This window comes from Rheinheimera sp. 1928-s, from assembly GCF_029269265.1.
Lineage (GTDB): Bacteria > Pseudomonadota > Gammaproteobacteria > Enterobacterales > Alteromonadaceae > Pararheinheimera.
Genome location: NZ_JARIXP010000002.1, coordinates 162,451 through 189,217, shown reverse-complemented (window position 1 = coordinate 189,217; position 26,767 = coordinate 162,451). Strand labels below are relative to the sequence as shown.

The window sequence follows — 26,767 nt, the reverse complement described above, 5'->3', positions numbered from 1 at the left end:
ATCAACACCTTAGCAGCTAGACTTAGTTACACTCAGCTTGTGTTTTGCTACTGGACGGATTCAGATGTCGCACCGCTCTTATTTGTTTTCTTTGCGTATTGGCCATGCGCTGCGGGAATGTCTGGCTGAAGGCTATAGCTTTGGCGCTTTTAAGCTGGATCTGTTGGCCGGTATCACTGTCGGTATTATCGCCATTCCACTGGCGATGGCGTTGGCGATAGCCAGCGGTGTACCGCCTCAATACGGTTTGTATACAGCAGTGATCGCAGGTTTTCTGATAGCCCTGACCGGCGGTTCCCGTTACAGCATTAGTGGGCCTACCGCAGCTTTTGTGGTTATTTTATACCCTGTTGCGCAAAGTTATGGTCTGGCGGGCTTGCTGCTGGCCACTATTTTGTCTGGTGTGATGTTGATCATCATGGCCGCTATGCGTTTTGGTCGTTTTATTGAATATATTCCCGAAGCAGTTACTTTAGGTTTTACCAGCGGTATTGCTGTGGTGATCGCCACTTTGCAAATTAAAGACGTCTTTGGTTTGCCGATAGAGAAGCTGTCTGAGCATTATTTAGAGAAATTACAGCAACTGTCTTTTGCCTTACCCGATCTGCATTGGCCATCCTTGCTGGTGGCTGCTGTGACTTTAGCTGTGATGTGGCTCTGGCCAAAACTCAAACTGCCTTTACCACCGCATTTACCTGCCATAGTGATAGCGACAGCCTTGGCCTTAGCGCTGGCTCACTTTGGGCTGGAGCTGGACACCATAGGTAGTCGATTTAGCTATCTGTTACCTGATGGCTCGCAAGGGCAGGGCATCCCAGCTGTATTACCCGAATTCACCTGGCCCTGGTTACAGGCAGGCCCTGATGGGCAAGCTTTAGAGTTCAGTACTCAAATGGTGAAAGACTTACTGGCAGCAGCTTTTGCAATGGCGATGTTAGGCGCTATTGAATCCTTACTGTGCGCCGTAGTTTTGGACGGTATGACAGGGCGCAGGCACAGTGCTAATAGCGAATTATTAGGCCAGGGCATTGGCAATATAGTGGCGCCATTTTTGGGTGGATTCACTTCAACAGCTGCTTTAGCCCGCTCCGCTGCCAATGTGCGGGCTGGTGCTCAGTCGCCCATAGCTGGCATGATCCATGCGCTGGTGGTGTTATTGGCTTTGCTGGTGCTGGCGCCTGTATTGGCCTATTTACCTATGGCAGCTATGGCCGCTTTGCTGTTAGTTGTCGCCTGGAATATGAGTGAAGCGCCTAAAGCTGTGCATCTGCTAAAAACCGCTCCGCGTAACGACATTATTATTTTCCTGATTTGTTTTGGCTGTACAGTGCTGTTTGATATGGTTATTGCCATCAGCTGTGGCATGGTCATCGCCGCTTTTTTCTTTGTTAAACAAGTGGCGGATATGACCCGTGTCGCGGATATCAGTCATAACAGAAAATACCTGCTTGAGCCTTTACCTGAAGGCTGGAAAGCATTTCGCATCAGCGGCCCTTTATTTTTTGCCGCAGCAGACCGGGTTTTTGGTGAGCTATCGGTCAAACTCAAGCAGCAGCAAGGCGCTATTTTAGTGATGGATGCAGTGACGCTGATGGATGCGGGTGGACTCTCAGCTTTTACTAAGCTGGTGAGTCTGGCTGAAAAGCAAGGCACTCATTTATTGGTGACAGATTTAACCTTTCAACCGCTGAAAACTCTGGCGAAAGCTAAGGTGCAACCTTTGCCTGGTATTTTGAGTTTTTATTCAACCTTAGCTGATGCGCTGAATAGCCTGTCGGGTCAGAATATCGATCCTCAGGGCGAAGCTATGGGTCTTTGATTTAAGTCAGTTCGACTTCTGCCTTGGGCCATTTTGGTCTAAGCTGTGGTCTTTCTGCAGTGGATCTTGTGCTTGTTTGAATTTATGAATTAAATAAAATAAAAATTCACTAATTCAGCATAATAATTCTTGAAACTGCATGGCGAAGCCACTACACTGGCCACACTTTTTTGGCGTGGCCTTAATTTATTATTTTTGTTTTCGGAGACTCAGCGACCTATGTCCACTCAATCCACTTCCCCTACCACCACACTGCGCAGCGCTGTATTAGGTGCTGCCGGCTATAGCGGCGCCGAATTGGCCGTTATGTTGGCACGGAATCCGTATTTTGAGTTGAGTTACGCTTTTGCTTCCGCTGGCCGCGCTGCTGAGCCTTTTTCTAATTTATATCCACGTTATCAGGGCGTTGTAGATATCCAGGTACAGCCGTGGACGGACGATTTAGTCGAAGACTTAGCTGGCAAACTGGATGTGGCTTTTTTAGCTTTACCGCATGAAGTCAGTGAAGCTGTCACGCCTTTGTTATTGGCCAAAGGCATAGCCGTGTTTGATTTATCCGGTGCTTTCCGTTTAAAAGATCCGGCTTTGTATCCTAAGTATTATGGCTATGAGCATCAGCATCCTGAACTCTTGGATCAAGCTGTGTATTCACTGATGGAGTGGCTGGATAAGCCATTGCCTCAGTTGGTGTCTGTGCCGGGTTGTTACCCAACAGCTTGTTCGTTGGCCTTGTTGCCTTTATTAAAAGCAGGTTTAGTGGCCGATGGTTGTATTCCTGTGATTAACGCCACCAGCGGTGTGTCTGGTGCGGGTCGTAAAGCGGCATTAAGTACGTCATTTTGCGAAGTGGGCCTGAATGCCTATGGCTTCTTTAAACACAGACACAGACCTGAAATCGAACAGAATTTAGGCCGCAAAGTGGTGTTTACGCCACATTTAGGCAACTTTAAACGTGGCATTCTGGCCACCAGCGTGGTGACTTTAAAGTCAGGCGTTACTGCAGAGCAAGTGGCAGCCGCTTTCCAGCAGGCTTATGCAGCTAAGCCATTAGTACGTTTAGTCAAACACTCACCGAATGTGGCTGATGTGGCGGGCACACCATTTTGTGATATCCACTGGCAACAGGATGGTGAGCAACTGGTGATTGTGTCCGCTATTGATAACTTACTCAAAGGTGCTGCTGCACAAGCTATGCAGGCGGCCAATATCAAATTTGGTGCTCCCGAAACCGCAGGTTTATTTGCTGGAGCCGCAGAATGAGCCAGACACCTTTAGTACTTAAAATGGGTGGCCGTTTATTACAGGATCAGGCCGCTTTAGATGCCTTATTAAAAGTTTGTGCCCAGCTTAAAACTCAGTATCCAATAGTACTGGTGCATGGCGGTGGCGATCAGGTGGATCAGTGGCTGGCTAAATTTGGTTTTACCACTGAAAAAATTGATGGCCAGCGGGTATCTCCAGCAGAACAAATGCCAGTGATTACTGGTGCTTTAGATGGTGCGGTCAACGCTGATATGGTGGCGCGGGCCACATTGCAGGGCTTAAATCCTGTGGGGTTAAGTCTGGCTGCAGGTGGTAGTTTAGCTTTTGATATTAATCATAAATTAGGTGCTGTTGGTATTGCCAAACCTAACAATCCACTACTGCTGAATACCTTATTGGCCCAGGGTTTTACCCCTGTATTCAGCTCTATTGGCTTAAGTGCTGATGGTCAGCTACTGAATGTGAATGCTGATATTGCTGCAGCCGCCATTTGTCAGCTGGTACAGGGCCAACTGGTGTTGCTGACCGATGTGCCTGGCATTCTCGATGCCAATATGCAGCTTATCCCCACTTTAACTGCAGCAGAAGCGCAACAACTGGTCACAGATGGTGTGATTAAAGGGGGCATGAAAGTAAAACTGGATGCGGCGCTGGAAACAGCTCAAGCACTGAAACGTAATATTACAGTGGCAGGATGGCAGCATCCGGACGATTTATTAAAGTTGATGCAACAACAAGCAGTAGGTACTTGCATCGTGTATTGATCCCGAAACAAAACATACCATAAGGGTGTGTTGCAACGATAAGGATGCCGCCTAGCGGACATGCAGTGTGTTTTTATGAGTAAATTAACCCAGCTTTTATGTTTAGCTGAATTGGATCAGAACCAATTATCCGACCTGCTGGAGCTTGCGCTTCAGATCAAACAAAAACCAGAGCAGTACAGCTCTGCACTCAAAGGCAAAAGCATTGCCTTATTGTTTGAAAAGCCTTCTTTGCGAACCCGTGTCAGCTTTGATGTCGGGATCAACAAGTTGGGTGGTCACAGTGTGTATCTGGATCAGCAAAACGGAGCTATGGGCGTACGCGAATCAGTGGAAGATTTTGGCAGTAATCTGGCCTGTTGGTGTGATGCCATAGTGGCGCGGGTCTATTCTCAGAAAACATTAGTATTGCTTTCGCAAAGCAGCAAGAAACCAGTGATTAATGCACTGAGCGATTTGTACCATCCTTGTCAGGCGCTGGCGGATTTGTTGACGTTAAAAGAGCATTATGGCGACTTAAGCAAGGTGCATCTGGCTTTTGTCGGTGACGGTAACAATGTCTGCCACTCGCTGATGTTAGGCGCGGCCATTATGGGTATGACGCTGACTGTGGTCACACCACAAGGCTTTGGTCCTGATGCTCATGTATTGTTAAAAGCTCAGGCCATAGCAGAAAAAAGCGGCGCTAAACTGACTTTAAGTCAGCATGTGTCAGCTGCTGCCGGTGCGGATGCTATTTACACCGACACCTGGTTGTCGATGGGGGCTAAGGCCGACCCTAAACTGGTCGAGAACCTGTTTGCGCCTTACCAAATCAATACTGCAGTGATGCAGCGTTTAGCGGTGAAACATTTTATGCACTGCCTGCCTGCACATCGTGGGCATGAAGTGACCAGCGAAGTGCTGGACAGCGATAATTCGTTAGTGTTGCAACAGGCTGAAAACCGTATGCACGCTCAGAATGCAGTATTAGTCAGTTTATTTAGTTGAGGTTGGACATGAGTATCAAAAAAGTAGTGTTAGCGTATTCAGGTGGTTTAGACACATCAGCCATTGTGCCTTGGTTAAAAGATAACTATGACTGTGAAGTGATAGCTTTTGTGGCCAACGTAGGTCAGGGCGATGAGGAACTGGCTGGTGTGGAAGAAAAAGCTATCAAGTCAGGCGCAAGCTCGTGCCATGTGGTCGACCTGCGTGAAGAACTGATCAAAGAAGTGATTTACCCAACCTTAAAAACAGGTGCAGTGTATGAAGGCCAGTATTTGCTGGGTACTTCTATGGCACGCCCTGTGATTGCCCGTGCTCAGGTTGAACTGGCGCTGAAATTAGGTGCTGATGCTTTATGCCATGGTTGTACTGGTAAAGGTAATGATCAGGTTCGTTTTGAAGGTGCTTTTGCCGCCTTAGCTCCGCAGTTAAAAGTGATAGCGCCATGGCGTGAATGGCAATTTAATTCCCGCCAGTCACTGTTAAATTACCTGGCAGAGAAAAATGTACCAACCACAGCTTCAGCTACCAAAATTTATAGCCGTGATGCCAACCTATGGCATATCTCGCACGAAGGTGGTGAGATTGAAAACCCGTGGAATGAGCCATCAGACCAAATCTGGATGTGGACTAAATCTCCAGAGCAGGCGCCGGACAAAGCTGAACATATTCAGTTAAGTTTTGAAAAAGGCGAACTGACGAAGTTAAATGGTGAAGCTGTAGCTCCAATCAAAGCCATTGAAGTGCTGAATGCTATTGGTTCAGAGCATGGCATAGGCCGTATCGACATCGTTGAAAACCGTTTAGTGGGTATGAAATCCCGCGGCTGCTACGAAACTCCTGGCGGTACTATTTTAGTCGCTGCTTTGCGTGCACTGGAATCTCTGGTGTATGACCGCACTTCACTGAAATACCGTGAAGAAGTGGGCTTAGAGTTTGCTCAGCTGGTTTATGATGGTCGTTGGTTCACGCCGTTAAAAGATGCCTTGTTAGCTGCTGCGACTTCTTTAGCCGACCAACTGACAGGTGACATAGTGGTCAAGCTGTACAAAGGCAACGTGACTGTAACGCAACGCCGTTCACCCAACAGCCTGTACTCTGAAGCCTTTGCAACTTTTGAAGGTGATGAAGTGTACAACCAAAAAGATGCTGCAGGTTTTATCCGCCTGTATAGCTTAGCCAGCCGTATCCGTGCTTTGCATAGCAAAGGTTAATGGTTCTGAGCATCAAGACGGCTCAACTGTGAGCCGTTTCTCTTTTCAAGTTTTGGGGTATTTATCATGGCGATGTGGGGTGGTCGGTTTACCGAAGCCAGTCTGGCCGAGTTCAGTGAATTTAATGACTCATTAAGTTTTGATTATCTGCTGGCGCAACAGGATATTCAGGCCTCCCGTGCCTGGACCATAGGCTTGCTTGAGGCTGGTATTATTACCGCAGCTGAAGCAGAGCAACTGGATCATGCTTTGGCTGATTTAGCTTTAGCGTTGGAATCCAATCCTAAGCTGCCGTTGCAGACGCAGGAAGAAGATATTCATAGCTGGGTGGAAGCTCAGTTGCAGCAAAAAATTGGTGCGGTGGCGAAAAAGCTGCACACCGGCCGCAGCCGTAACGACTTAGTGGCAACCGACTTACGTTTGTGGACCAAACTGAATGCCAGTCAGGTTCGCAGCACTTTAATTACTGCCATTGGTGCATTGATTACTTTTGCTGATGCGCATTTTGGCGCTGTGATGCCGGGCTTTACTCACCTGCAACGGGCTCAGCCTGTGCTGGTCAGTCACTGGGCTTTGGCTTACATCGAAATGTTTAAACGGGATTTAAGCCGTATTGACGATGCGTTAGAGCGGATGGATGTTTGTCCTTTAGGTTGTGGTGCTTTAGCGGGCACTGGTATTCAAATCGACCGCACAGCTTTAGCGCAGCGTTTAGGTTTTAAATCCGCAGCGCTTAATAGCTTAGATGCAGTGTCTGATCGGGATTATGTGGTTGAGCTGTCTGCTACCGCCTCTTTGTGTATGACACATTTATCGCGTTTATCTGAAGATGTGATTTTCTTTTGCTCAGGCGAAGCGGCTTTCTTTAAGCTGGGTGATGCTATCAGTAGCGGCTCGTCCTTGATGCCACAAAAGAAAAACCCGGATGTATTTGAATTATTACGTGGTAAAACCGGCCGGGTGCTGGGTCATTTAGTGGCTATTTTGCATGTACTCAAAGGTTTGCCTCTGGCGTACAACAAAGATATGCAGGAAGACAAACAGGGCTTTTTCGATTTAGTGGCAAGCTGGCAGCAATGCTTGCTGGTGCTGGCGACAGTACTGCCGCATTTATCGGTTAATGTGGAACGTTGCCGTTTAGCTGCAGAGCTTGGCTACAGCAATGCGACCGACCTGGCCGATTATCTGGTGGGTAAAGGCATCGCTTTCCGTGACGCTCATGAGTTATCCGGTGAGCTGGTGCTGGTGGCTTCGAAGCAGCAAAAACCGCTGGAAGCTTTAGCTTTAGCCGAAATGCAGCAGGTATCGCCTTTGATCAGTGAGGATGTTTTTGCCGCCCTGACTATTGAAGCAGGTCTGGCGAAACGGGCATCTTTGGCTGGTACCAGTCCTGAGCGGGTTAAAGAAGCGCTGGATGCAACTAAGCTTTGGTTCGAAGCTTTGTAATTCAAGGGTTAGAAAATGGGGTCAGCTCAGATTGTTAACAGTTAACAATCTGAGCTGACCCCATTTTTGTTTGGCTATACTTTAAAAAAACTGGGTGGATCAGACACTGATGAAAAAGTGGCTTTTTTTATGTTTTGTGGCATCAGTGCAAGCCACTCCAGTGGTCAAAGCTGGCCATCCAACGAATTTCAGCCTGTCTTTACCTGGAGCAGCAGAGCCAAGAGGTTATGATGCTTCATTGCTGCGCTGCATAGAGCAACAAAGTCAGTTGCAGTTTGACTGGAAAAGTTACCCTAACATCCGCTTATTTCATCATGTCGCAACAGGAGAGCTTGATTTAGTCTACCCGGCTTTGTTTGATGCTGAGCGTGATAAAAGCTCTGTGCGGTCTATCGAGTTTGTCACAGTGAATAATATATGGTTAACCTTGCCAGACTCAAAAGTTGACCTGACAAACAAGGCTATCTCCGTCTCCGTAAAACGTGGTTCGCTACAAGCCAGTTATTTGGAAAAAGCTGGGTATTTGAATGTTGTTTATGTTGAAGAATTTGATAAACAATTACTGACTCTGGACGCCAGAAGGGTGGATGCTGCCTTGCTGCCGGATTTGTCATTAAACGCATTGCTGTCTGAGCAAAGTCCGCTTTACCACCAGCAGGTGTTTAATACCACATCAGGTGGTTTTTATCTGAGCAAGGCTTTTGGTAAACGGCATATTCATTCGATTAATCAGGCTATTCTGGCTTGTCAGCAACAAATTCCAAAGCCAGCGTTGCCGAATGAATAGCCTGATTAACGGTCAGATGTTATTGAGAAAGGGCCTGCTTGGCCTGAAAATCCAGTTCAGCTTTGAGTTCAACCGGCAGTTTGAGCTGTCGTGCCAGCTCCTGTAAATAAGCGCCTTCCATATAATTTTGCTCATTGATCACCAGTAAACTAGCCAGATACATCTCCGCTGCCATTTCTTCTGTCGTAGCCGCCAAAGCAATGTCAGCCGGATCCAGCGGCTTTGCCATTTCCTGGTCAAACCAGCGCTGCAGGCTAAGATCTGAAGTCAGTTTGGCTATTTCGCTGTCAATCAATTCGCGTTCCTGTTGATCTATATGACCATCAGCTTTGGCTGCACCGATCAGCGCTTTTAAAATAGCGTTACTGTGCTGCTCAGCCTCTGCTGCAGGCAAGCGGTCTACAGTTTGTGGTTCATGTTGATCCACTGTCCCTTTATTTTGTTGTTGCCAGTTACCATAGGCTTTATAGGCAAGTACACCCAAGGCAGCCAAACCGCCATAAGTAATGACTTTCCCACCCAGACTGCGGCCTTGTTTTGAACCAAGCAGCAAAGCCAAAGCACCACCTGATAAAGCGCCACCGCCAAAACCTGACATGAGTTTGCTGACAGAAGATAAATCAGCTGTTTTAGAGCCCATAGTGCCTGAGGTTTTTTGCTGCATTACATCAGAGCCAGCTTTTAACAGTTGTTCTAACAAAGCTTTTGTATTCATCACTTTTTCTCTTCCTGAATTGAATTATAAATTTCAGACCGCTGTTTCCTTAAAAAATTCATTGGGTTGTGTAAGTGAATGTATCTGGTTGCACTTGCTGGTGGTCAAAAGCCTGACCTTCTCTGGCGGATTCTTTTGCTGAAAGAAAATGCACTAAATTGAGTGAACCGGCTGCACTACTTAAGATGAAAAGACAAACTAGTGAACCGCATTGGTGCATTTATATTCACTTTAGTGGTTGGGTGATTATCTGGCTGTTTTATTGTGGTGCAGTAGTTGTATTTGATGTTTTCTGAATAAAAACAAATTAAAACATGCTGTTATATAAAATACTAATTTTCATCTGATGGTTAATTTTTATTCAATTGACGTGAGTTGAACTAAGTAGGACTGTATTTATATGTTGATTATATGAATGGAAAATCAGCAGGCGGCGTCGCAGTTTTTGTCGCGTAATGCAGGAACATCAGTTTACCTCTCACCCTGGATAAAAACTATGAAAATAAAAAAAAGTGCGTTATGTCTGCAGATAGGTGCCGCATTACAAGGTGCTGTTTTACTGGGCTATAGTGGTGTTGCTTTAGCGGCCGAAGAGGATGATGCAGCCAAAGAGAAAGAAAATGTAGAGAAAATTGCAGTGGTAGGCTCCCGCGCCGCACCACGTTCTGTCGGTGAGTCTCCCGTGCCTATCGATATTATAGGTGCTGAAGAGTTCGCCAATCAGGGTAACCCGGATATGCTTAATATGCTGAGTACTCTGGTGCCCAGTTTTAACATCAATGCTCAGTCTATCAGCGATGCCGCTACTTTAATTCGTCCTGCCAATTTGCGTGGTCTTGGTCCGGATCAAACGCTAGTGTTAGTGAATGGTAAAAGACGTCACCGCGCCTCAGTCATTGCCTTTGCTGGTGGTGGTATTTCAGATGGTGCTCAGGGCCCTGATATTTCGGTGATCCCTGCGGTTGCTATAAGACAAGTCGAAGTATTACGCGATGGTGCTGCGGCTCAGTATGGTTCTGATGCTATAGCTGGTGTGCTGAACTTCCAGCTAAAAAATGATAGCGAAGGTGGTGTGCTGGAAGCCAAATGGGGCCAGCATTATGAAGGGGACGGCACCAGTGAAACATTGGCCGGTAATATAGGTTTACCTCTAACCGATTCCGGTTCTGCCAACTTCAGTTTTGAATACAAAAATGCGGACCCGACCGATCGCAGTGTGCAGCGCTCTGACGCTGCAGCTTTGATTGAAGCTGGCAATACAGCAGTGTTGAATCCAGCTCAGGTTTGGGGTTCACCGGAAATCAAAGATGACTTTAAACTCTTCGCCAATCTGGAACTTGATTTGAAAAATGGCAAAGAGGCCTATGCCTTTGGTAACCATGCCCAGCGTGAAGTTGAGGGCGGTTTTTATTATCGTAACCCCACTAACCGCGGCGGTGTTTATGCAGGTCCTAAAGTAACAGTAGATGATGTCGAATACGATTCGGTGTTGGTTGGCGACATGACTCCGGATGATGGTAACAGTTGTGGTCCATTACGACTGGATGCCAATGGTATTCCTATTGCATCTGACCTGGCTGCTATCACTGCAGATCCAAATTGCTGGTCTTTTGTTGAAATGTTCCCGGGCGGTTTTACACCAAAATTTGGTGGCACAGTGACCGACAGCGCCATTGCTGGTGGTGTCAAAGGCGAACTGGTTAATGACATATTTTTCGACTTAAGTGCATCCTACGGCCGCAACCAGGCCGAGTTTAAAATAAACAATACAGTGAACGCGTCCTTAGGCGCCAATTCACCGACCAGTTTTAGTCCTGGCACTTATGTGCAAAGTGAGCTCGGATTAAATATGGATTTGTTCCGCGAATTTGAAGTGGGTTTCTATGATGCAGTGGTGCTGGCAGGTGGCATGGAATGGCGTGAAGACACCTTTGAAGTCAAAGCCGGTGATGTGCCCTCTTACTCTGTGGGTGTGTTGGCGGATCAAGGTTTTGGTATTGGTTCCAATGGTTTCCCCGGTTTTAAACCTGAATCTGCAGGGGTATTCAGTCGCCATAATTTATCTTTTTATACCGATGTATCCAGTTGGGTTACAGAAAACCTGATGCTCAATGGCGCTGTTCGTTATGAAGATTATTCCGACTTTGGTGATACCACCAACTGGAAAGTCTCCGGCTTGTTTAAAATCACCGATAGCTTGTCGTTGCGCGCTGCAGCGGGTACAGGCTTCCGTGCGCCTACAATAGGCCAAAGCAAAGTGGTGAACGTCAGTACAGCTTTTGGCCCTAATGGTTTGGTAGACGAAGCAACACTGCCGCCGGATAACCCCATATCAATTCAAAAAGGCGGAAAAGCGTTAAAGCCAGAGGAATCTGAAAACCTTTCTTTTGGTTTAGTGGGCGAGTTTGGTTCCACTCACGTTTCTTTAGACATGTACAGAATTGACGTGGAAGATCGGTTGAGTCAAACCTCTCCGCTTGAACTGTCCGAAACTGATATTGCTGCTTTGCTGGCTATGGGGATTAACGACGCAACCAGCTATACCAGCATTAAGTTTTTTACCAACGACTTTGACACTAAAACGACGGGAGCAGACTTAGTCATCAGTCAGGATCTGGATTTGGGATCTGGTGCATCCAAATTAAGTTTTGTTATGAACTGGAACAAAACCGAAGTCACTGTTGATCCGCTGACCACCAATATAGATGACGTCAAAATCCGCACATTGGAGGAGAACTTACCTAAAACCCGTGGCAGCATCAGCTTTAATCACTCAGAGGATAACTGGCGTGCACTGGCCAGAGTGAACTACTTTGGTTCTTTCTGGGAAGTAGACGATACCTACGACGCTGCTCAGGGCATGTCTGAAGGATCTGCACTTCTGGTCGATCTTGAATTGGGCTACATGCTCAGCGATAACATAGAACTGATTGTCGGTGCACAAAACGCCTTTGATAAATACCCGGGTCTGAACCCTTATGGTGATTCTGTTGGGGCTAAATACCCTGTGACTTCGCCATACGGCTTCAACGGCGGCTATTACTACTTCAGAGGCGTTTATACCTTCTGATTGAGCAGTCAGGGCAGAACTCAGGCTGCATTAGGGATACCGCAGCCTGGGTTTTGTTCTTTTGATCGTGACCCGTCTGCTTTTGTGCAGGATGTAGAGGGAATAGTGCCGATGACAGAGATACATAATAAACAGCTCAGCCGAAGAGAAGCCTTGTTGTGGATAGGTAAAGTGGGTGGTTCAGCCGCTATGTTACAGGCAGCTGGTTTATTTGGCTTATTCGCCACTCCGGTGCAGGCCCAGGCTGAACTGGTGAAGCTGAAGCCTTTAACCTCGGGACCTAAAACTGTATTAATACTGGGAGCTGGCATCAGTGGTTTGGTGGCTGCCTACGAACTTGGCAAAGCAGGTTATCACTGCAAGATCCTTGAAGCCTCCCACAGAGCGGGCGGCAGAAACCTTACCATTCGTCATGGTGATTTTATTGATGAGCTAGGTAACCCGCAATTTTGTAACTTTGATAAAGACCCAGACCTGTATTTCAATGCAGGTCCTGCCCGTATTCCTGCCCATCACACCGCTATTCTGCACTACTGCCGCGAATTTGCTGTAGAGATGCAGACGTTTTGTAACTACAACAAAAACTGCTACACCCAGGATGACAATGCTTTTGCCGGAAAACCTGTTCGTATACGTGAATACGAAGCGGATACCCGGGGTTTTTTCAGTGAATTGATGGCAAAGTCTGTGCAGGCACAGGCAAAACTGGATGCTCCCTTTGACGATATAGACCGACAAAAGCTACTGGAGTTTTGCCGCTCTTATGGTGACTTATCCAGTGATTTTACTTATGAGGGCAGTGACAGAGCTGGTTATCAGTCAGGTGGCATTTTATCGCCAGGGGTGTTGAAAAAACCGAGAGCCTTTGCTGATTTGCTGCAAAGTAATTTCTGGGCTGGAGCCATGCATTTTGGCGAATTGGCTGATCAGGCGGCAGCAGTGATAACACCTGTTGGCGGTATGGACAAAATAGTCGATGCTTTTCTGAGTCGCTTAGCCGGCAAAGTGCAGTTAAAAGCACAAGTACAAAAAGTACAGCTGCTGCCACAAGGTGTTGAAGTCAGCTACTGGCTGGATGGTCAGTTGCAGGTAGAGCAGGCCGACTATTGCCTGAACTGTATTCCTGCTCAGTTGATGGCTGGTATAGAAAACAATTTCCCTGCTGACTATGTTGCTGTGATGAAGGCGCTGCAGCGTGGAAAACTATCGAAAATAGCCTTGCAGGCGAAAGAACGCTTTTGGGAGAAAGATCAGATTTATTCAGGCATCAGCTGGACCAATCAGGATATCACCCAAATTTGGTACCCTTCACATGGTCTATTTAAAGCCAAAGGCATTTTGCTGGGGGCTTACAGCTGGGACCCAGCCATCTCCGATCGTATTTCTGCAATGACCCATCAGCAGCGGATAGCCACTGCTATCACTCAGGGGGCAAAGTTGCATCCGGACTATGGTAAATACATAGAGCAGGGCAACAGTGTGTGCTGGCAACGTATGAATCATATGCTGGGTTGTGGCGCTGTCTGGTCGGAAGATTTGCTGAAGAGTAGTTTTGCGACCTTACAGGCACCTGTGGGTGCTCATTATATGGTAGGCGATCAGGTTAGTTATCACCCTGGCTGGCAGGAAGGAGCTGTGCGCTCGGCCTGGTATGCGATGGAAAGTATCCAGCAGCAGGAACACCAAAAGCAGCGGCAGGTGGCGGTATGAAGGACTGGATCTTATATTGTGCCTTGTTCGCTGTTTTATTCAGCGCTACTGTTCAGGCTGAAACTTTTCATACCGATGCCCAGTATTGTCTGGTCTGTCATGGCAGCAATGCACAGGGCAACGAGGCTATCAGTGCGCCTAATCTGGCTATTTTACCCGACTGGTATTTGTCTTCTCAGCTACAGGCGTTTCAATCGGGTTGGCGTGGTCATCAAAGCACAGACGCTTATAGTAAGGAAATGATGGCGGTGGCTCAAAGTATGAGCCCGGAGGATATAAAACGCGCCATTGGCTTTATCCGCGGTTTTCAGGTCAGCAAAACGGTTGAAAAGGTTGCCGGAGATGTGAGCCAAGGCAAAACCTTGTATCAGACTTGCGCGGCTTGTCATGGTGCTGCCGCTGAAGGTAATCAGACAATGGGATCTCCCCCTCTGGCAGGCCAGTACAGCTGGTATTTGTTACGTCAATTACAGGCTTATCGTAGCGGACAGCGTGGTAGTGCTGAAAAAGATGCAGCCGGGGCGCTGATGAAACAAATTGCACTTTCAATTAAGCGGGATCAGGATCTGACTGATCTTGTGGCTTATATCACTACTTTGGATATTCAAAAGACAAATCTTCAACAAACGGACATTAAAAAATAAGAGGAAACCACCGAATGAAAAGCCTGACAAAATTAGCTCTGTTATCACTTTGTGTTGCAAGCAGCAGCCTGATGGCAGAAGTAAAACGCTATCCTTTGCCCGACAACAGTACTTTTCCTATCGCCAATGCAGTGGAAGTAAATAAACTGGTGTTTGAAAGCGGCAAAGTACCAGCACCTAAAGATCCAAAAGCGGCCAAAGGCTCAGTGGAGTTTTGGGGCAATACCGAAGAGCAAACCCTGAACGTGCTGAGCCAGATTGAAAGCTCATTAAAGCAAAAAGGCCTGGGTATGGGCGATGTGATTAAAATGACAGTGTTTCTGGTTGGGGATCCAGCTTTGGGCGGAAAAATGGATTTTGCAAATTGCAGGTTTAGTGGCGGATGGCATGTTGGTCGAAATCGAGGTGATCGCCGCTAGACCTTAATCCCTATGGGTATGCAGTATTGGTGACAAAAAAGGCCGCAAAAGCGGCCTGTTTTTTAGCTTGGGTAAGCTATCAGAACAACTCTATTTCGTCTTGCTGTTGCTGATTATTTTGTGTTGGTAATTGTTGCACTGATGAGTTCACATAAGTTTTGGGTTCTGTACCCTGAATAAAAAACTCGAAGCCACTGCTGTTATCTGTAGCCTGAGTTAATAAACCCGTTTTCAGATCAATCCGTACTGAGGTGATGCCTACAGGAGGCTGCATATAGACTTGTGGTTTATCTTTTAACGCAAAACCGACAAACTCCTGCCAGGCCGGTAAAGCTGTTCTAGCTCCGGACTCACCGCCAGCAATCTGATCTTTGCCTAAGTTATTATTCCAGGCTGTTTTACCTAAGCGGCTTTCAGCATCATCAAAACCTACCCATGAAGTGACGACAAGTTCTGGCGAAAAACCAGAGAACCAGGCGTCTTTTACATCATTGGTGGTACCTGTTTTGCCGGCTAAATCCTGGCGTTTTAACTCTCGTAACCTGTGAGCTGTACCCAGCCAGCCAGTGCCGGCTTTCCAGTCACCGCCACCCCAAATCGAACTTTTCAGTGCGTCAGCAATTAAAAATGCATTTTGTGCTGATAACACCCGTGGCGCATAAGCCGGAGCTGTTGTAGTCGCTGGTTCGGTTGTCGCTGTTTGTTCGGCAAAAGTAGCTTCCAACTGAGCTTCAGGATCTGCTGTTTCTGCCAGAGCTGCAGCTTCCTTTGCTGCTTGTTCGGCAGCGGCCTTGGTTGCTAAGTCTTGTTGTTCGCATTCAGCGCAGACTGGCACAGGAATATGCTCGTAAATCAGGTTATTTTGATCATCCAGAATTTTGGTAATGACATAAGGCTTCACTAAATATCCACCGTTGGCGAATACCGCATAACCTGTGGCCAGTTCAAGCGGAGTTAACGAAGCTGAACCTAAGGCAAGGGTTTCACTGTGTGGCAGATCTTTTTCTCTGAAACCAAATTTAGTCAGATGCTGGCGGGTGTTTTCTATACCTACAGCACGTAATAAACGCACTGCGACTACGTTTTTTGATTTGGCTAAAGCTTCACGAATACGGATAGCTCCGTCATACACTTCAGGGGAGTTTTTCGGTCGCCATGCCTGATTTGAACCTTCATCCCACTGGTGAATAGGTGCATCGTTCATTAAGGTTGCCAGTGTCAGATTAGCTTCCAGCGCAGCAGAATAAATAAAAGGTTTGATGTTAGAACCCACCTGGCGATTCGCCTGAGTGGCGCGGTTAAACTGTGTCATGGCAAAACTGTAACCGCCTACTAAGGCCTGCACAGCACCATCCTTCGGATTAATGGCCACTATAGCGCCACTGACACCTGGAATTTGGCCTAAACGCCATTCGCCGGCATCGGGACGCACTAATACATGCATACCTGGTGCTAACACGTCGGCCGCTGCTTTAGGTGGATGGCTTTGTCTGTCATGACTGATAAAAGCTCTGGCCCAGTTTAACCCCTGCCATGGCAAGGTGATTTTACGGCCACCGGATAAAATGGCTTCTGCCTGCTGGCCTGACACTTCAGTAATAACGGCCGGAATTAAATCTTCCAGACCATTTTGTGTATCCAGATAAGCCAGAATAGCTTCATCCGTCATGCGGTCTGTTTCGGCAAATTTAACTGAACCATCTTCCTGAGGTTGGGCTGTGGCTTGCCACAAAGTGGCGACAGGGCCACGGTAGCCATGGCGTTCATCATAGCCCACGACATTTTTTTGCACAGCAGCTACAGCTTTACCCTGTAATTTAGAATCTACAGTAGTAAACACCTGAAAACCTTTGGAATAGGCTTCTTCTTCGCCATATTTATCCACCACTTCCTGACGCACCATTTCAGCTATATAAGGAGCTGAAGCGGTAATTTGCGCGCCGTGCAGTTTGGATAAAATAGGCTCCTGCAGTGCTTCATCATACTGAGCCTGAGTGATGTAGCCTTCATTCAGCATACGCCCCAATACAATATTGCGACGAGCCCGGGCACGGCTTGGCGAACGCACCGGGTTTAATACCGAAGGGCCTTGCGGTAAACCGGCAATAATAGCCATTTCAGATAAAGTTAAATCCTGAATGTTTTTGCCAAAGTACACTTGCGCTGCAGCACCCACACCAAAAGAGCGATGCCCTAATTCAATTTTGTTTAAATACAGCTCCAGAATTTCATCTTTGGTGAGTTCCTGTTCGATACGTAAAGCTAAAAATATTTCTTTAATTTTACGGATTAGCTTTTTCTCCCGAGTCAGGAAAAATACACGAGCTAATTGCTGAGTAATAGTACTGGCACCTTGCCTGGCTTCACCGCTCATAGCAACGACGGTAAAGGCGCGGAACATACCAATCACATCAATGCCAGGGTGTTCATAGAAGCGGTTGTCTTCTGTAGCAAGCACGGCTTTGAGCAGCAAATCAGGCATTTCTTCCAGTTTTAATGGAATACGACGTTTTTCACCGAACTGTGAAATAAGTTCGCCGTCCTGACTAAAGACACGCATTGGCGTTTGCAGCTTCACATCTTTTAATGTGGCCACACTTGGCAGGTCATCTTTGACATACCAGTAACTCGCCGCAACCAGAGCTACAACGGAAAAAGCACCTGCAATCATCAGAATGATTAGTTTTTTAAACCACGACACTGATTAACCTCAATGTATATTTTTGGATCTAGCGGGACTGCTAGTCTGTTTTTTTTTAAAAGCTGTTTGCTGACCCTACGCAATCTTGTATGAAACGACTAAGCTCATGACAGAAGTTCAATATAAATCATTGACCTGTGCACGGGACGCTATGCTAAAGCAGCTGTTTCAAACAAAAAAAACCTTAATGTTAGGGGTCGATATTGGCTCACATGCTGTTAAAGCTGTGTTATTAAGCCAACACAACCAGCATTATAAAGTAGAAGCCTTTGCAATAGAACCTATGCTGAAAGGCACGATGGTGGATCGTGAAATTCAGGATATCGAAGCTGTGGCTCATGCTTTATTGAATATCAGGAAAAAGATAGATAAATCAATTAAGTATGCTGCATCGGCTGTGTCTGGTTCTTTGGTGATCAGTAAAGTCATTTTTATGGATGCCAGTTTAACAGATGCTGAATTAGCCCGTCAGATTGAATTAGAAGCCGATAGTTTAATTCCATACCCGCTGAATGAAGTCAGTTTAGACTTCGAACGGCTCGAAGCCAATGAAACTGACCCGAGTAAAGTGAATGTGTTGCTTAGTGCCGCCCGCACCGAAAGTGTTCAGGCCCGTGTTACCGCGCTGGAGTCGGCTGGATTTACCGCCAAAGTAATAGATGTCGAAAGTTCAGCCTTAAGCCGCGCCGCTGAGCTGTGCCTGGATCAATTGCCCGAGGATGCTGCAGAAAAAGTAGTGGCTGTGCTGGATATAGGCGCCACTATGACGCTGCTGAGCATAGTGGAGGGCGATAAAAACCTCTACACCAGAGATATTGCCTTTGGTGGCGAGCATTACAGCCGCAGTATTATGAATTACTACAATAAAACCTATGAAGAAGCAGAACAGGCAAAAATTCTGGCCGACTTGCCTCCCAGTTACAGTTTTGAAGTCCTGGCACCTTTTCAGACCATGTTATTGCAGCAAATCCGCCGAGCTATTCAGATGTACCTGACCACCAGTGGTAAAGAGCAGGTGGATTATTTGCTGATCAGTGGCGGTACCAGTTTGCTGGATGGCATAGACACTCTGATCAGTGACGAGCTGGCCATTCAGGCTGTGATCGCCAATCCGTTTCGCCATATGGAATCAGCCTCGGCTGTTCATCGTCAGGAGCTGACGGAAAAAGCCCCTTGCCTGATGATTGCCACAGGCTTAGCGCTACGGAGTTTTAACTCATGGCATCAATAAACCTGCTGCCATGGCGTGAAGCCGCGCGTAAACAACAACAATTGAATTATCTGACGGTGTTGGCGCAGGTGGCTGTATTGGCCTTTGTGTTGATGTTTATTGTCTATTGGCTGTATCAGGCCCGTGTGGAAGGGCAACTCAGCCGCAATACCTTACTGGAGACGGAAATTCAGGTATTGGATCAGCGTATTGCACAGATCCGTGAGCTGGAAAAACAAAAAGCCGGTTTGCAGCAGCGTATGTCACTGATAGAGCAGTTGCAGCGCAGCAGAAATCTGGGCACTCAAATTATGGATGAAGTGGCCAAGACTGTACCTGCTGGGGTGTATCTGGTGTCATTAGATAAGAAGTTCAACAGGTTACTGGTGACAGGGAAAAGTGAGTCTAACAACAGATTATCCAGCTTGCTGCGAGTGATTGAACAATCCCCTCTGCTGACGTTACCTGTGTTGGAGTTTATTCAGGCCAGCAAAGAGGACAGTGGTTTATTAAGTGATTTCAAAATGCACTTACATCTGGTGGGTGCTGAACCGCCTCCATTACCACCGGAGCCCGCTGGCAAGGCTGGCGCTGCTAAAAGCGGAGCAAGCAAATGAGCCTGAACATTAACTTGTCCGATATCGATTTATCTGAAATTGATTTTAATAATATGGGAGCCTGGCCGAAAGCTGGGAAAATTGGTCTGGCTTTGGTCGTGGCTTTTGTCGTGATGTTGCTGAGTTATTTTTTCCTGATTGAAGCTCAGGTGACGAACCTCGAAACAGCACAACAAAAAGAGCTGGAACTGCGGGTGGATTACCAAAATAAATATGTAAAGGCGATCAATCTTGAGTTGTACCAAGAGCAAATGCTGGAAATGGAAAAAACCTTTTCCACCTTATTAAAACAACTACCTGCAACCCACGAAACCCCTGGCATGCTGGATGATATTACTTTTGCCGGTACTTCAGTGGGGCTGACCTTTGTCCGGATTAACTGGATGCCGGAAATTGAAAAAGAGTTTTATACCGAATTACCTATCCAGATTGAGGTGGTGGGGGATTATCACCAGATTGGTAATTTTGTCAGTGAAATTGCCAAGTTACCCCGTATTGTCAGTTTGCATGATTTTTTGATCCAAAGCAGGGAAGACGGTAAGCAGAGTTTTAGTGTTATCGCCAAAACTTACAGGTACAAGGAGCTGAAAAAATGAAACTGACTTCATTGCTTCTGCTTTTTATGACCCTGTTTTTAGCTGGATGTTTTGACGATACCACTGATATTCAGCAGTTTATGGCGGATGTGAAAGCGAACTCCAACGCTAAAATTCCGCCTTTGCCACCGGTCAAAGCCTTTGAACACTTGCCTTACACCAGCTCCGACTTACGCAGTCCTTTCAGTTTGCCATCACCGGAGGCTTACAACCAACTGCCTGTGCATCAGCCGGGTTGTATTCAATTGGATAATCAGCGCGAAAAACAAGCACTGGAACAATTTGCCATAGATAACTTAAAAATGCGTGGCACCCTGGGCCATGCTGATCAGTTATGGGCTTTGATTGAAGCCTCAGATCAAAGTTTGCACAGGATTAGTATCAACGACAGATTAGGTTTATTTCATGGCAAGGTGATAGCCGTAAAGCCAGACTATATTGAGATCACAGAATTTATTCCTGATGGCAGTGGTTGCACTGTGCAGAGGAACAGCAAATTGCAATTGTTGGATGCGTCCGCTGATGCAGCCGAAACTAACTGAGCACCCTGAATCATGATAAAAATTAAAACAAGCTCCAGGCTTCTGCACCTTAGTAAAGTAATAATGCTGTTTTGTGCTGTGCTGGCTTTTTATACCTCAGCACGGCAGAGTACAGACTTTATTAATGAGATTGAATCGATAGATTTTCGTCGTGGAGAACAAGGCGAGGCAAAGATTCTGGTGTTTCTGCAACAAAATTCGGCTGCTGTGGATGTGGTTGAACAAAATGGCCAAATCCAACTGGACTTTCATGATACTCAAATCAGTGATGAGTTGTTGTATCAACTGGATGTGCTGGATTTCGCTACTGTGGTTAAAGGTATTGAAACATTCAGGGAAGGCGACAAAGCAAGGTTGGTGATCGCAACTCTTGATTCATTCACCTACAGCTACCAGCAAGTCGATCAGGTGTTTCATCTGGTGGTGCAAAAAAGCGCTGCGGACCAGCAGCAGTCAGCCGCAACAGCTCAGTATGTAGGCCGCGCTATTTCTTTGAATTTTCAGGATATTCCGGTGCGTACAGTGCTGCAGATCATTGCAGATTACAACGGCTTTAATCTGGTTACCAGTGACTCAGTGACAGGCAATATCACCTTGCGGTTGGATGGCACGCCCTGGGATCAGGCGCTGGATATAGTGCTGAAAGTGCGTGGTTTGGATAAACGTATGGATGGCAATATTCTGATGATAGCGCCCTCTGATGAGCTGGCAGCGCGCGAAGCGAAAGAGCTACAGGCTCAGCAGCAGGTTGAACAACTGGAACCTCTGATCTCAGAGTTTTTACCTATTAATTATGCCAAAGCGGCGGATATTGCCGCTTTACTCAACAATAAAGAAGCGACCCTACTATCCGCCCGCGGTAATGTGGCTGTGGATGACAGAACCAATACCTTGCTGGTGAAAGACACTGCAACCACTATTGAAAGTGTGCGGCGTTTATTGCGACGGCTGGATGTGCCGGTGAAGCAAGTGCTGATTGAATCCCGGATGGTGACAGTTAAAGACAACGTGCGGGACGAAATAGGCTTACGCTGGGGCTTTAGCGACCAGCAAAATGACAGAGCCTGGTCTGGCAATGCACCTGGTGCCAATAATCTGGCTGGTGGCACTGTGCCTGCTTTAAATGATAGATGGAATGTGAATTTACCTGTGGCGAATCCGGCTGGCAGTATAGCTTTTCATGTGACTAAATTTGCTGATGGTACTTTACTGGATTTAGAGTTGTCAGCGCTGGAGCAGGAAAACAAAGGCGAAATTATTGCCAGTCCTCGTATTACCACGGCCAATCAGAAAAAAGCCCGCATAGAGCAGGGTACTGAAATTCCTTATCTGGAAGCATCCAGCAGTGGAGCTACTACAGTGACCTTTAAAAAGGCGGTATTGAGCCTTGAAGTCACCCCACAAATTACGCCAGACAATAAAATTATTCTGGATTTGGAGATCACTCAAGATACTCGTGGTGAAACTGTATCGACTGGCAATGGCCCTGCGCAGGCGATAGATACGCAGCGCATCCAGACCCAGGTGCTGGTCGATAATGGCGCTACAGTAGTTCTGGGTGGCATTTACCAGCAGCAGATGACCAATACCACCTCTAAAGTACCAGTGTTTGGTGACATTCCCTATTTAGGTAATTTATTTAAACGCCGCAATGACTTTAATGAAAAAACTGAATTACTGATTTTCGTTACACCAAAAATACTGACTGAGAGCCTGTAGCACGACGTAAAGCAAGGCCGGAGCTGACGCTGGCTCCGGCAGAAAATTCGCTTGCCAAGCCAAGCTGATTGCTGACATAATTCACCGCTTCAAATTTTCGTGGGAGCTTTCGGGTCCTGAAATTAACCTTCTAAGTTAGCGCAGCAGCATTACGAACTATGGCAGAAAAACGCAATATCTTCCTGGTAGGCCCAATGGGTGCAGGCAAAAGTACAATTGGCCGTCATTTAGCAGACATGCTTCATCTCGAATTCTACGACTCAGATCAGGAAATAGAACGCCGCACTGGTGCAGATATAGCCTGGGTATTTGATCTGGAAGGCGAAGAGGGATTCCGTGTTCGCGAAGAAAACGTGATCTCGGACTTAACAGAATTACAAGGCATAGTACTGGCGACTGGCGGTGGCTCAGTGCTGAGCAAAGAAACCCGCAACCGTTTATCCGCGCGTGGCATAGTGGTTTATTTAGAAACCCCTATAGAGAAACAAGTGGCCCGTACTCAACGTGACAAAAGACGTCCGTTGTTACAAACCGAAGAGGCACCAAAAGAGGTGCTGGAACGTCTGGCGGCTGAGCGTAATCCTCTGTATGAAGAGATCGCTGACTTTACCGTACGCACAGACGAACAAAGTGCCCGTTCAGTGGCGAATCAAATCGTTGAACAACTTGGTTTCTAGTTTGAGATAACTTTTCAGGGATATTAAGGAGAGCTGTGTATGCAAAAAGTTGCAGTACAACTTGGAGAGCGCAGCTACCCTATCCTGATCAGTCCCCAGTTATTTAGTCAGCCTCTGACGGATTTTTTACCTCAAGCCCGTCAGGTGGTGATTGTTTCTAATCCAGTGGTTGCAGGGCTTTATTTGCCTGCTGTCACTGCATTATTTCCTGATTCAACAGTGCACTCCTTTATTTTACCCGATGGCGAAGCCTACAAAACCTTAAGCTCTTTTGAACAGGTGATGTCCTTTTTGCTTGAGCACAAAATCAACCGTGATGTATTACTGGTCGCTTTAGGTGGCGGAGTGATAGGCGATCTGACAGGTTTTGTTGCAGCTTGCTACCAGCGTGGTGTACGTTTTATCCAGCTGCCGACCACTTTATTATCTCAGGTTGACTCTTCTGTCGGCGGTAAAACGGCTGTTAACCACCCGCTGGGTAAAAATATGATTGGTGCTTTTAAGCAACCTGATCTGGTGCTGATTAATACTTCGGTTTTAAGCTCTTTACCTGCCTCTGAATTTGCTGCAGGCATGGCGGAAGTGATTAAGTATGCGCTGATCAGCGACCTGGCCTTTTTTAACTGGCTGGAGCAAAATCAACAGGCTATCCGTGAATTGCAACCTGCTGTTTTAGGCGAAATGATCCGCCATTGTTGTCAGATGAAAGCGGATATTGTCAGCCGCGATGAAACAGAGCAAGGTGAGCGGGCTTTATTGAATTTGGGCCATACTTTTGGTCATGCCATTGAGGCCTTTTTAGGTTATGGTCAGTGGTTACATGGCGAAGCAGTGGCTGTAGGTATGGTGATGGCAACTCAGCTGGCCGTCAGTCGTGGTGATGTCAGCTCCGAAGAGTTACAACGTATAATCCAGTTGTTATCTGCTTTTGATTTGCCTGTGGCACCGCCAAAGCAGATGAACATTGCAGATTTTATGCCTTATATGAAAACCGATAAAAAAGTACAGGCAGGCAAAATGCGCTTTATTGTTCCTACCGCCCTGGGGCAAAGCGCAATAGTCGATGATGTGACCGAACAAGAACTAATGGCTCTCTTTAGCATATGAGTAAACAAGCTCTGCAACAGCGTTTAACGCAACATTCCGGCCTTTTAGGCTCCCAACGTCAGTTACTGCAACGTTTGCTGTTGCAGCTGGAATTTAATCAGCCTGACCGTTTACAACTGGTGGGGTCAAGCGGTAGTGGAAAATCTACCTTGATCCTGACGCTGGCTGAAATTTGCTCTGAGCAGTTTAATGTGGCTTTGTTACAGGCTGATGCTGGTCTGAATCCTGTTGATGTACTGAAAGTACTTCAGCAACAATGGCTTGGCTCTGCTGCTATGCCACGCACTTTGACAGATTTTGTGGCTCAGTTGGATAAAACACAACAATACCTATTGCTGGTAGACGATGCCGATCTACTAAACGAGGCCAGTTGGCAGCTGGTTCAGCAACTACCTGTCAGCGTTTTCGTCAGTTGCCTGAAAGCAAAAAATGATATTCGTCTGGCAATGAATATTCCTGCATTCAGTGAAGCAGAAGCCGCTGAATTATTAGCGCCTTATAATTTGCAGGGCCGTGAACAACGCGAACGTATTGAAGATTGTGCCGGCGATTTGCATTTATTGTTACATGGGCTGAATGCCAGCCCTGCCCGTAAGGCGGCAGTGTTTTCTAAACCCAAAGCAGAAGCTGCTGCTTCACCGCTGACATTTTCGGCCAAGGAAGAGATCACTGCTCCAGCTTTTGTAGCCAATGCCAGGGACAGCAGCTTTGATTTAAATGACAGGGACGATCCGCTGGGATTTCGTGCCATAGATACAGCAGATGAACACCCCTCATTTTCAATAGAAACAGAACAACGCAGCGACTATCGCCACCGCACAGTGGAAGATACAAAACCAGCAAAGCAGGCCTCAGGCCAGTTTTTTTCACCTTTTTTAGTGATGAGCCTGGGTTTTGGTTTGATTGCCGCCGTAGTGATGTTCTGGTTGTGGACTGAACAGCAGTTCAGGGAACCTATAGCTAATGATATGGTGCCTTATTATCCTGCAGCCGACACTAGTGCTGCAGCACGCTTGCAAGCAGATCGTCATTTTGAACCTACAGTAGAAATCAAAGCGGAAATACCGGCGCAGTCTGCTGCTACCGTAAATAATTCTGCGGCATCAAATAGCGCGCAAACTGTTGTTGCCGATCAGGGCTTGCCACAAATGGCGATGGAAAAAACCACTGATACCGCCAGTATGACAGTGCGCAAGGAAGTGGCTAAAGATGACAACGGTTTGCCTCAACAGCAAATAGTTTCTATGACTATTGAGTCAGAGCCTATGCGCGAACAACCTGTGATCCCTGCGTTACCTGCGCCAGGTGAGGAAGCTGTTGTCGTTGCTGAGCCAGAACCTGCAACGGAAGCTCCTGTACAACAGGCACCTGCTGAAGCTGCACCGGAGCAAAATGACCTACTTGCAGAGATGGCTGCTGACGCCGAACAATCGGTTCAACAAACACCCCCGACAGCGAATGCATCAGCTCAAGGCGATGCCGCTGTGCTGTTAGGTATGCTGCCAGACACTGTGGCTATTCAACTCGGCGTGTTTTCTCAGGAAGCTGCTGCGAAGAAATTTTTACAGCAGTATTCAACATTAAATCTGCAGTTGTACCAGCGTCAACAGCAAGGTAAAACTCAGTTTGTTGTGGTGTCCGCCTCTTATGTCAATGGCGCAGCTGCACGGCAGCAAGTGAAGTCTATGCCTGAAGAGTTGCGGCAGCAAACCCCATTTGTGAAACCTTTAAGTGATATTCAGCGTGAGATCCGCTCAGCCAATGCAAACTAACCTGATACGGCGGCAGACTAGACAGGTGACTTGCTTATGCTGAAGAAGTCCAGAGCTTTTCTGAAATGGGCTGGCGGAAAATATAATTTAGTTGATGCCATTTCTTTGCAACTGCCAAAGGCGCCTTTATTGGTCGAGCCTTTTGTCGGAGCTGGGTCAGTGTTTTTAAACACAGATTATCCGGACTATCTGCTGAATGATATCAATGCTGACCTGATCCATCTGTACCAGCTGTTGCAAACTCAGCCCGCGAAATTTATTGCAGATGCCAGAGGATTATTTGTCCAAAGCAGCAACGAAAAAAGCAGTTATCTGTCTTTTCGGGAAGAGTTTAATCAAAGTACCGACAGCTATCAGCGTTCGTTATTGTTTTTGTATTTAAATCGCCATGGCTACAATGGGTTATGCCGCTATAACAGCAGTGGTAAATTTAACGTGCCTTTTGGCAGCTATAAAAAGCCGTATTTCCCCGAAGCGGAGTTATGGTTTTTTGCTGAAAAAGCACAAAAAGCTAAGTTTGTTTGTATGGATTACAACAAGCTGATGCAACACATTAAAGCACCGGCAGTGGTGTACTGTGATCCACCTTATGTGCCACTGAGCCGCACGGCCAGCTTTACGTCTTATGCTAAAAACAGTTTTGATTTGGATGATCAGGCAGAACTGGCAAACCTGGCCGAAAATTGCCAGAGCCGTGGCATTAGCGTAGTGATCAGTAATCACGACACTATTTTAACCCGTAAGTTGTATGAGAAAGCAGAGTTAACCTCTATTCAGGTAGGGCGTTCTATCAGCCAGAAAGGCGCAACACGAGGCAAAGTCGCAGAACTTTTTGCGTTATATGCAACCAATGTTCAGCCTTCGACTACCCAACTGACCAGCAGCAGTAATAACCCAACAAAAATCATCACAGCAAAAACTCCTGCGACTAAGTAAGGCCAGATGGTTGTTGTCTGAAAGTCTTGTTGACGTTGTTGCTCAGATTGAA

22 protein-coding genes are annotated in these 26,767 nt (G+C 46.8%); 20 read left to right on the top strand and 2 right to left on the bottom strand.

The window, feature by feature from the left end; all coding sequences use genetic code 11:
- The first annotated feature begins 64 nt into the window (after nucleotides 1–64).
- The 7 genes from dauA to P3C17_RS05750 all read left to right on the top strand — a co-directional run bounded on the left by dauA (nucleotide 65) and on the right by P3C17_RS05750 (nucleotide 8,280).
- Nucleotides 65–1,819, top strand: coding sequence for a C4-dicarboxylic acid transporter DauA (gene dauA, locus P3C17_RS05780; protein WP_300928516.1), 1,755 nt, complete (start codon nucleotides 65–67; stop codon nucleotides 1,817–1,819).
- A gap of 219 nt (nucleotides 1,820–2,038) precedes the next feature.
- The gene (gene argC, locus P3C17_RS05775; RefSeq protein ID WP_300928515.1) at nucleotides 2,039–3,079 is read left to right on the top strand and encodes an N-acetyl-gamma-glutamyl-phosphate reductase; all 1,041 of its coding nucleotides are present in this window, start codon (nucleotides 2,039–2,041) and stop codon (nucleotides 3,077–3,079) included.
- Nucleotides 3,076–3,846 (top strand): acetylglutamate kinase, encoded by a 771-nt coding sequence (gene argB / locus P3C17_RS05770; protein ID WP_300928514.1) that lies wholly within the window; start codon nucleotides 3,076–3,078, stop codon nucleotides 3,844–3,846. The genes argC and argB overlap by 4 nt, the downstream gene beginning before the upstream one ends.
- 75 nt (nucleotides 3,847–3,921) lie before the next feature.
- Nucleotides 3,922–4,836 (top strand): ornithine carbamoyltransferase, encoded by a 915-nt coding sequence (locus tag P3C17_RS05765; RefSeq protein WP_300928513.1) that lies wholly within the window; start codon nucleotides 3,922–3,924, stop codon nucleotides 4,834–4,836.
- A 2-nt stretch (nucleotides 4,837–4,838) separates the two neighbouring features.
- Entirely contained in the window at nucleotides 4,839–6,047 is a 1,209-nt protein-coding gene (locus P3C17_RS05760; protein WP_300928512.1) for an argininosuccinate synthase, read from the top strand.
- Nucleotides 6,048–6,113: 66 nt separating this feature from the next.
- A complete protein-coding gene (argH, locus tag P3C17_RS05755; protein ID WP_300928511.1) occupies nucleotides 6,114–7,493 on the top strand; it encodes an argininosuccinate lyase in 1,380 nt (459 codons plus the stop codon).
- Between the two features lie 109 nt (nucleotides 7,494–7,602).
- Nucleotides 7,603–8,280, top strand: a complete 678-nt coding sequence (locus tag P3C17_RS05750) for a transporter substrate-binding domain-containing protein (protein ID WP_300928510.1) — start codon at nucleotides 7,603–7,605, stop codon at nucleotides 8,278–8,280.
- A gap of 19 nt (nucleotides 8,281–8,299) precedes the next feature.
- On the opposite strand, the gene P3C17_RS05745 is transcribed toward P3C17_RS05750, so the two are convergent.
- Nucleotides 8,300–8,995, bottom strand: a complete 696-nt coding sequence (locus P3C17_RS05745; RefSeq protein ID WP_300928872.1) for a tellurite resistance TerB family protein — start codon at nucleotides 8,993–8,995, stop codon at nucleotides 8,300–8,302.
- 496 nt (nucleotides 8,996–9,491) lie between these two features.
- Here P3C17_RS05745 and P3C17_RS05740 point away from each other — a divergent pair, with 496 nt between their 5' ends.
- From P3C17_RS05740 to P3C17_RS05725, 4 genes are all read left to right on the top strand, one after another.
- Entirely contained in the window at nucleotides 9,492–12,065 is a 2,574-nt protein-coding gene (locus P3C17_RS05740; protein ID WP_300928509.1) for a TonB-dependent receptor, read from the top strand.
- A 111-nt stretch (nucleotides 12,066–12,176) separates the two neighbouring features.
- The gene (locus P3C17_RS05735) at nucleotides 12,177–13,775 is read left to right on the top strand and encodes an FAD-dependent oxidoreductase (protein WP_300928508.1); all 1,599 of its coding nucleotides are present in this window, start codon (nucleotides 12,177–12,179) and stop codon (nucleotides 13,773–13,775) included.
- Complete coding sequence (locus tag P3C17_RS05730; RefSeq protein WP_300928507.1) at nucleotides 13,772–14,419, top strand: c-type cytochrome; 648 nt, start codon at nucleotides 13,772–13,774, stop codon at nucleotides 14,417–14,419. The genes P3C17_RS05735 and P3C17_RS05730 overlap by 4 nt, the downstream gene beginning before the upstream one ends.
- Before the next feature lie 14 nt (nucleotides 14,420–14,433).
- The gene (locus P3C17_RS05725) at nucleotides 14,434–14,838 is read left to right on the top strand and encodes a Rid family hydrolase (protein WP_300928506.1); all 405 of its coding nucleotides are present in this window, start codon (nucleotides 14,434–14,436) and stop codon (nucleotides 14,836–14,838) included.
- Nucleotides 14,839–14,917: 79 nt separating this feature from the next.
- On the opposite strand, the gene P3C17_RS05720 is transcribed toward P3C17_RS05725, so the two are convergent.
- The gene (locus tag P3C17_RS05720) at nucleotides 14,918–17,539 is read right to left on the bottom strand and encodes a PBP1A family penicillin-binding protein (RefSeq protein WP_300928505.1); all 2,622 of its coding nucleotides are present in this window, start codon (nucleotides 17,537–17,539) and stop codon (nucleotides 14,918–14,920) included.
- Between the two features lie 106 nt (nucleotides 17,540–17,645).
- On the opposite strand from P3C17_RS05720, the gene P3C17_RS05715 reads away from it, so the two are divergent.
- The 9 genes from P3C17_RS05715 to P3C17_RS05675 all read left to right on the top strand — a co-directional run bounded on the left by P3C17_RS05715 (nucleotide 17,646) and on the right by P3C17_RS05675 (nucleotide 26,715).
- Nucleotides 17,646–18,770, top strand: a complete 1,125-nt coding sequence (locus P3C17_RS05715; RefSeq protein ID WP_300928504.1) for a pilus assembly protein PilM — start codon at nucleotides 17,646–17,648, stop codon at nucleotides 18,768–18,770.
- On the top strand, nucleotides 18,758–19,366 hold the full coding sequence (locus P3C17_RS05710; protein ID WP_300928503.1) for a PilN domain-containing protein: 609 nt from the start codon (nucleotides 18,758–18,760) through the stop codon (nucleotides 19,364–19,366). The genes P3C17_RS05715 and P3C17_RS05710 overlap by 13 nt, the downstream gene beginning before the upstream one ends.
- On the top strand, nucleotides 19,363–19,962 hold the full coding sequence (locus tag P3C17_RS05705) for a type 4a pilus biogenesis protein PilO (protein ID WP_300928502.1): 600 nt from the start codon (nucleotides 19,363–19,365) through the stop codon (nucleotides 19,960–19,962). Before P3C17_RS05710 ends, P3C17_RS05705 begins: the two co-directional genes overlap by 4 nt.
- Complete coding sequence (locus P3C17_RS05700; RefSeq protein WP_300928501.1) at nucleotides 19,959–20,504, top strand: pilus assembly protein PilP; 546 nt, start codon at nucleotides 19,959–19,961, stop codon at nucleotides 20,502–20,504. Before P3C17_RS05705 ends, P3C17_RS05700 begins: the two co-directional genes overlap by 4 nt.
- A gap of 63 nt (nucleotides 20,505–20,567) precedes the next feature.
- Nucleotides 20,568–22,223 (top strand): type IV pilus secretin PilQ family protein, encoded by a 1,656-nt coding sequence (locus tag P3C17_RS05695; RefSeq protein WP_300928500.1) that lies wholly within the window; start codon nucleotides 20,568–20,570, stop codon nucleotides 22,221–22,223.
- Between the two features lie 158 nt (nucleotides 22,224–22,381).
- Nucleotides 22,382–22,900, top strand: a complete 519-nt coding sequence (aroK, locus tag P3C17_RS05690; protein WP_008900467.1) for a shikimate kinase AroK — start codon at nucleotides 22,382–22,384, stop codon at nucleotides 22,898–22,900.
- Between the two features lie 39 nt (nucleotides 22,901–22,939).
- Nucleotides 22,940–24,007 (top strand): 3-dehydroquinate synthase, encoded by a 1,068-nt coding sequence (aroB, locus tag P3C17_RS05685; RefSeq protein WP_300928499.1) that lies wholly within the window; start codon nucleotides 22,940–22,942, stop codon nucleotides 24,005–24,007.
- Nucleotides 24,004–25,779, top strand: a complete 1,776-nt coding sequence (locus P3C17_RS05680) for an SPOR domain-containing protein (RefSeq protein WP_300928498.1) — start codon at nucleotides 24,004–24,006, stop codon at nucleotides 25,777–25,779. Before aroB ends, P3C17_RS05680 begins: the two co-directional genes overlap by 4 nt.
- Before the next feature lie 39 nt (nucleotides 25,780–25,818).
- Complete coding sequence (locus P3C17_RS05675) at nucleotides 25,819–26,715, top strand: Dam family site-specific DNA-(adenine-N6)-methyltransferase (RefSeq protein WP_346015657.1); 897 nt, start codon at nucleotides 25,819–25,821, stop codon at nucleotides 26,713–26,715.
- Nucleotides 26,716–26,767 lie beyond the last annotated feature (52 nt).

What these genes read in the sequence shown, in the direction of transcription:
- P3C17_RS05745 (WP_300928872.1), bottom strand. Translation starts at nt 8,995, where the DNA reads ATGAATACAAAAGCTTTGTTAGAACAACTGTTAAAAGCTGGCTCTGAT.
- P3C17_RS05740 (WP_300928509.1), top strand. Translation starts at nt 9,492, where the DNA reads ATGAAAATAAAAAAAAGTGCGTTATGTCTGCAGATAGGTGCCGCATTA.
- P3C17_RS05705 (WP_300928502.1), top strand. Translation starts at nt 19,363, where the DNA reads ATGAGCCTGAACATTAACTTGTCCGATATCGATTTATCTGAAATTGAT.
- dauA (WP_300928516.1), top strand. Translation starts at nt 65, where the DNA reads ATGTCGCACCGCTCTTATTTGTTTTCTTTGCGTATTGGCCATGCGCTG.
- P3C17_RS05735 (WP_300928508.1), top strand. Translation starts at nt 12,177, where the DNA reads ATGACAGAGATACATAATAAACAGCTCAGCCGAAGAGAAGCCTTGTTG.
- argB (WP_300928514.1), top strand. Translation starts at nt 3,076, where the DNA reads ATGAGCCAGACACCTTTAGTACTTAAAATGGGTGGCCGTTTATTACAG.
- argH (WP_300928511.1), top strand. Translation starts at nt 6,114, where the DNA reads ATGGCGATGTGGGGTGGTCGGTTTACCGAAGCCAGTCTGGCCGAGTTC.
- P3C17_RS05710 (WP_300928503.1), top strand. Translation starts at nt 18,758, where the DNA reads ATGGCATCAATAAACCTGCTGCCATGGCGTGAAGCCGCGCGTAAACAA.
- P3C17_RS05725 (WP_300928506.1), top strand. Translation starts at nt 14,434, where the DNA reads ATGAAAAGCCTGACAAAATTAGCTCTGTTATCACTTTGTGTTGCAAGC.
- P3C17_RS05680 (WP_300928498.1), top strand. Translation starts at nt 24,004, where the DNA reads ATGAGTAAACAAGCTCTGCAACAGCGTTTAACGCAACATTCCGGCCTT.
- P3C17_RS05750 (WP_300928510.1), top strand. Translation starts at nt 7,603, where the DNA reads ATGAAAAAGTGGCTTTTTTTATGTTTTGTGGCATCAGTGCAAGCCACT.
- P3C17_RS05700 (WP_300928501.1), top strand. Translation starts at nt 19,959, where the DNA reads ATGAAACTGACTTCATTGCTTCTGCTTTTTATGACCCTGTTTTTAGCT.
- P3C17_RS05765 (WP_300928513.1), top strand. Translation starts at nt 3,922, where the DNA reads ATGAGTAAATTAACCCAGCTTTTATGTTTAGCTGAATTGGATCAGAAC.
- argC (WP_300928515.1), top strand. Translation starts at nt 2,039, where the DNA reads ATGTCCACTCAATCCACTTCCCCTACCACCACACTGCGCAGCGCTGTA.
- P3C17_RS05695 (WP_300928500.1), top strand. Translation starts at nt 20,568, where the DNA reads ATGCTGTTTTGTGCTGTGCTGGCTTTTTATACCTCAGCACGGCAGAGT.
- aroK (WP_008900467.1), top strand. Translation starts at nt 22,382, where the DNA reads ATGGCAGAAAAACGCAATATCTTCCTGGTAGGCCCAATGGGTGCAGGC.
- P3C17_RS05730 (WP_300928507.1), top strand. Translation starts at nt 13,772, where the DNA reads ATGAAGGACTGGATCTTATATTGTGCCTTGTTCGCTGTTTTATTCAGC.
- aroB (WP_300928499.1), top strand. Translation starts at nt 22,940, where the DNA reads ATGCAAAAAGTTGCAGTACAACTTGGAGAGCGCAGCTACCCTATCCTG.
- P3C17_RS05715 (WP_300928504.1), top strand. Translation starts at nt 17,646, where the DNA reads ATGACAGAAGTTCAATATAAATCATTGACCTGTGCACGGGACGCTATG.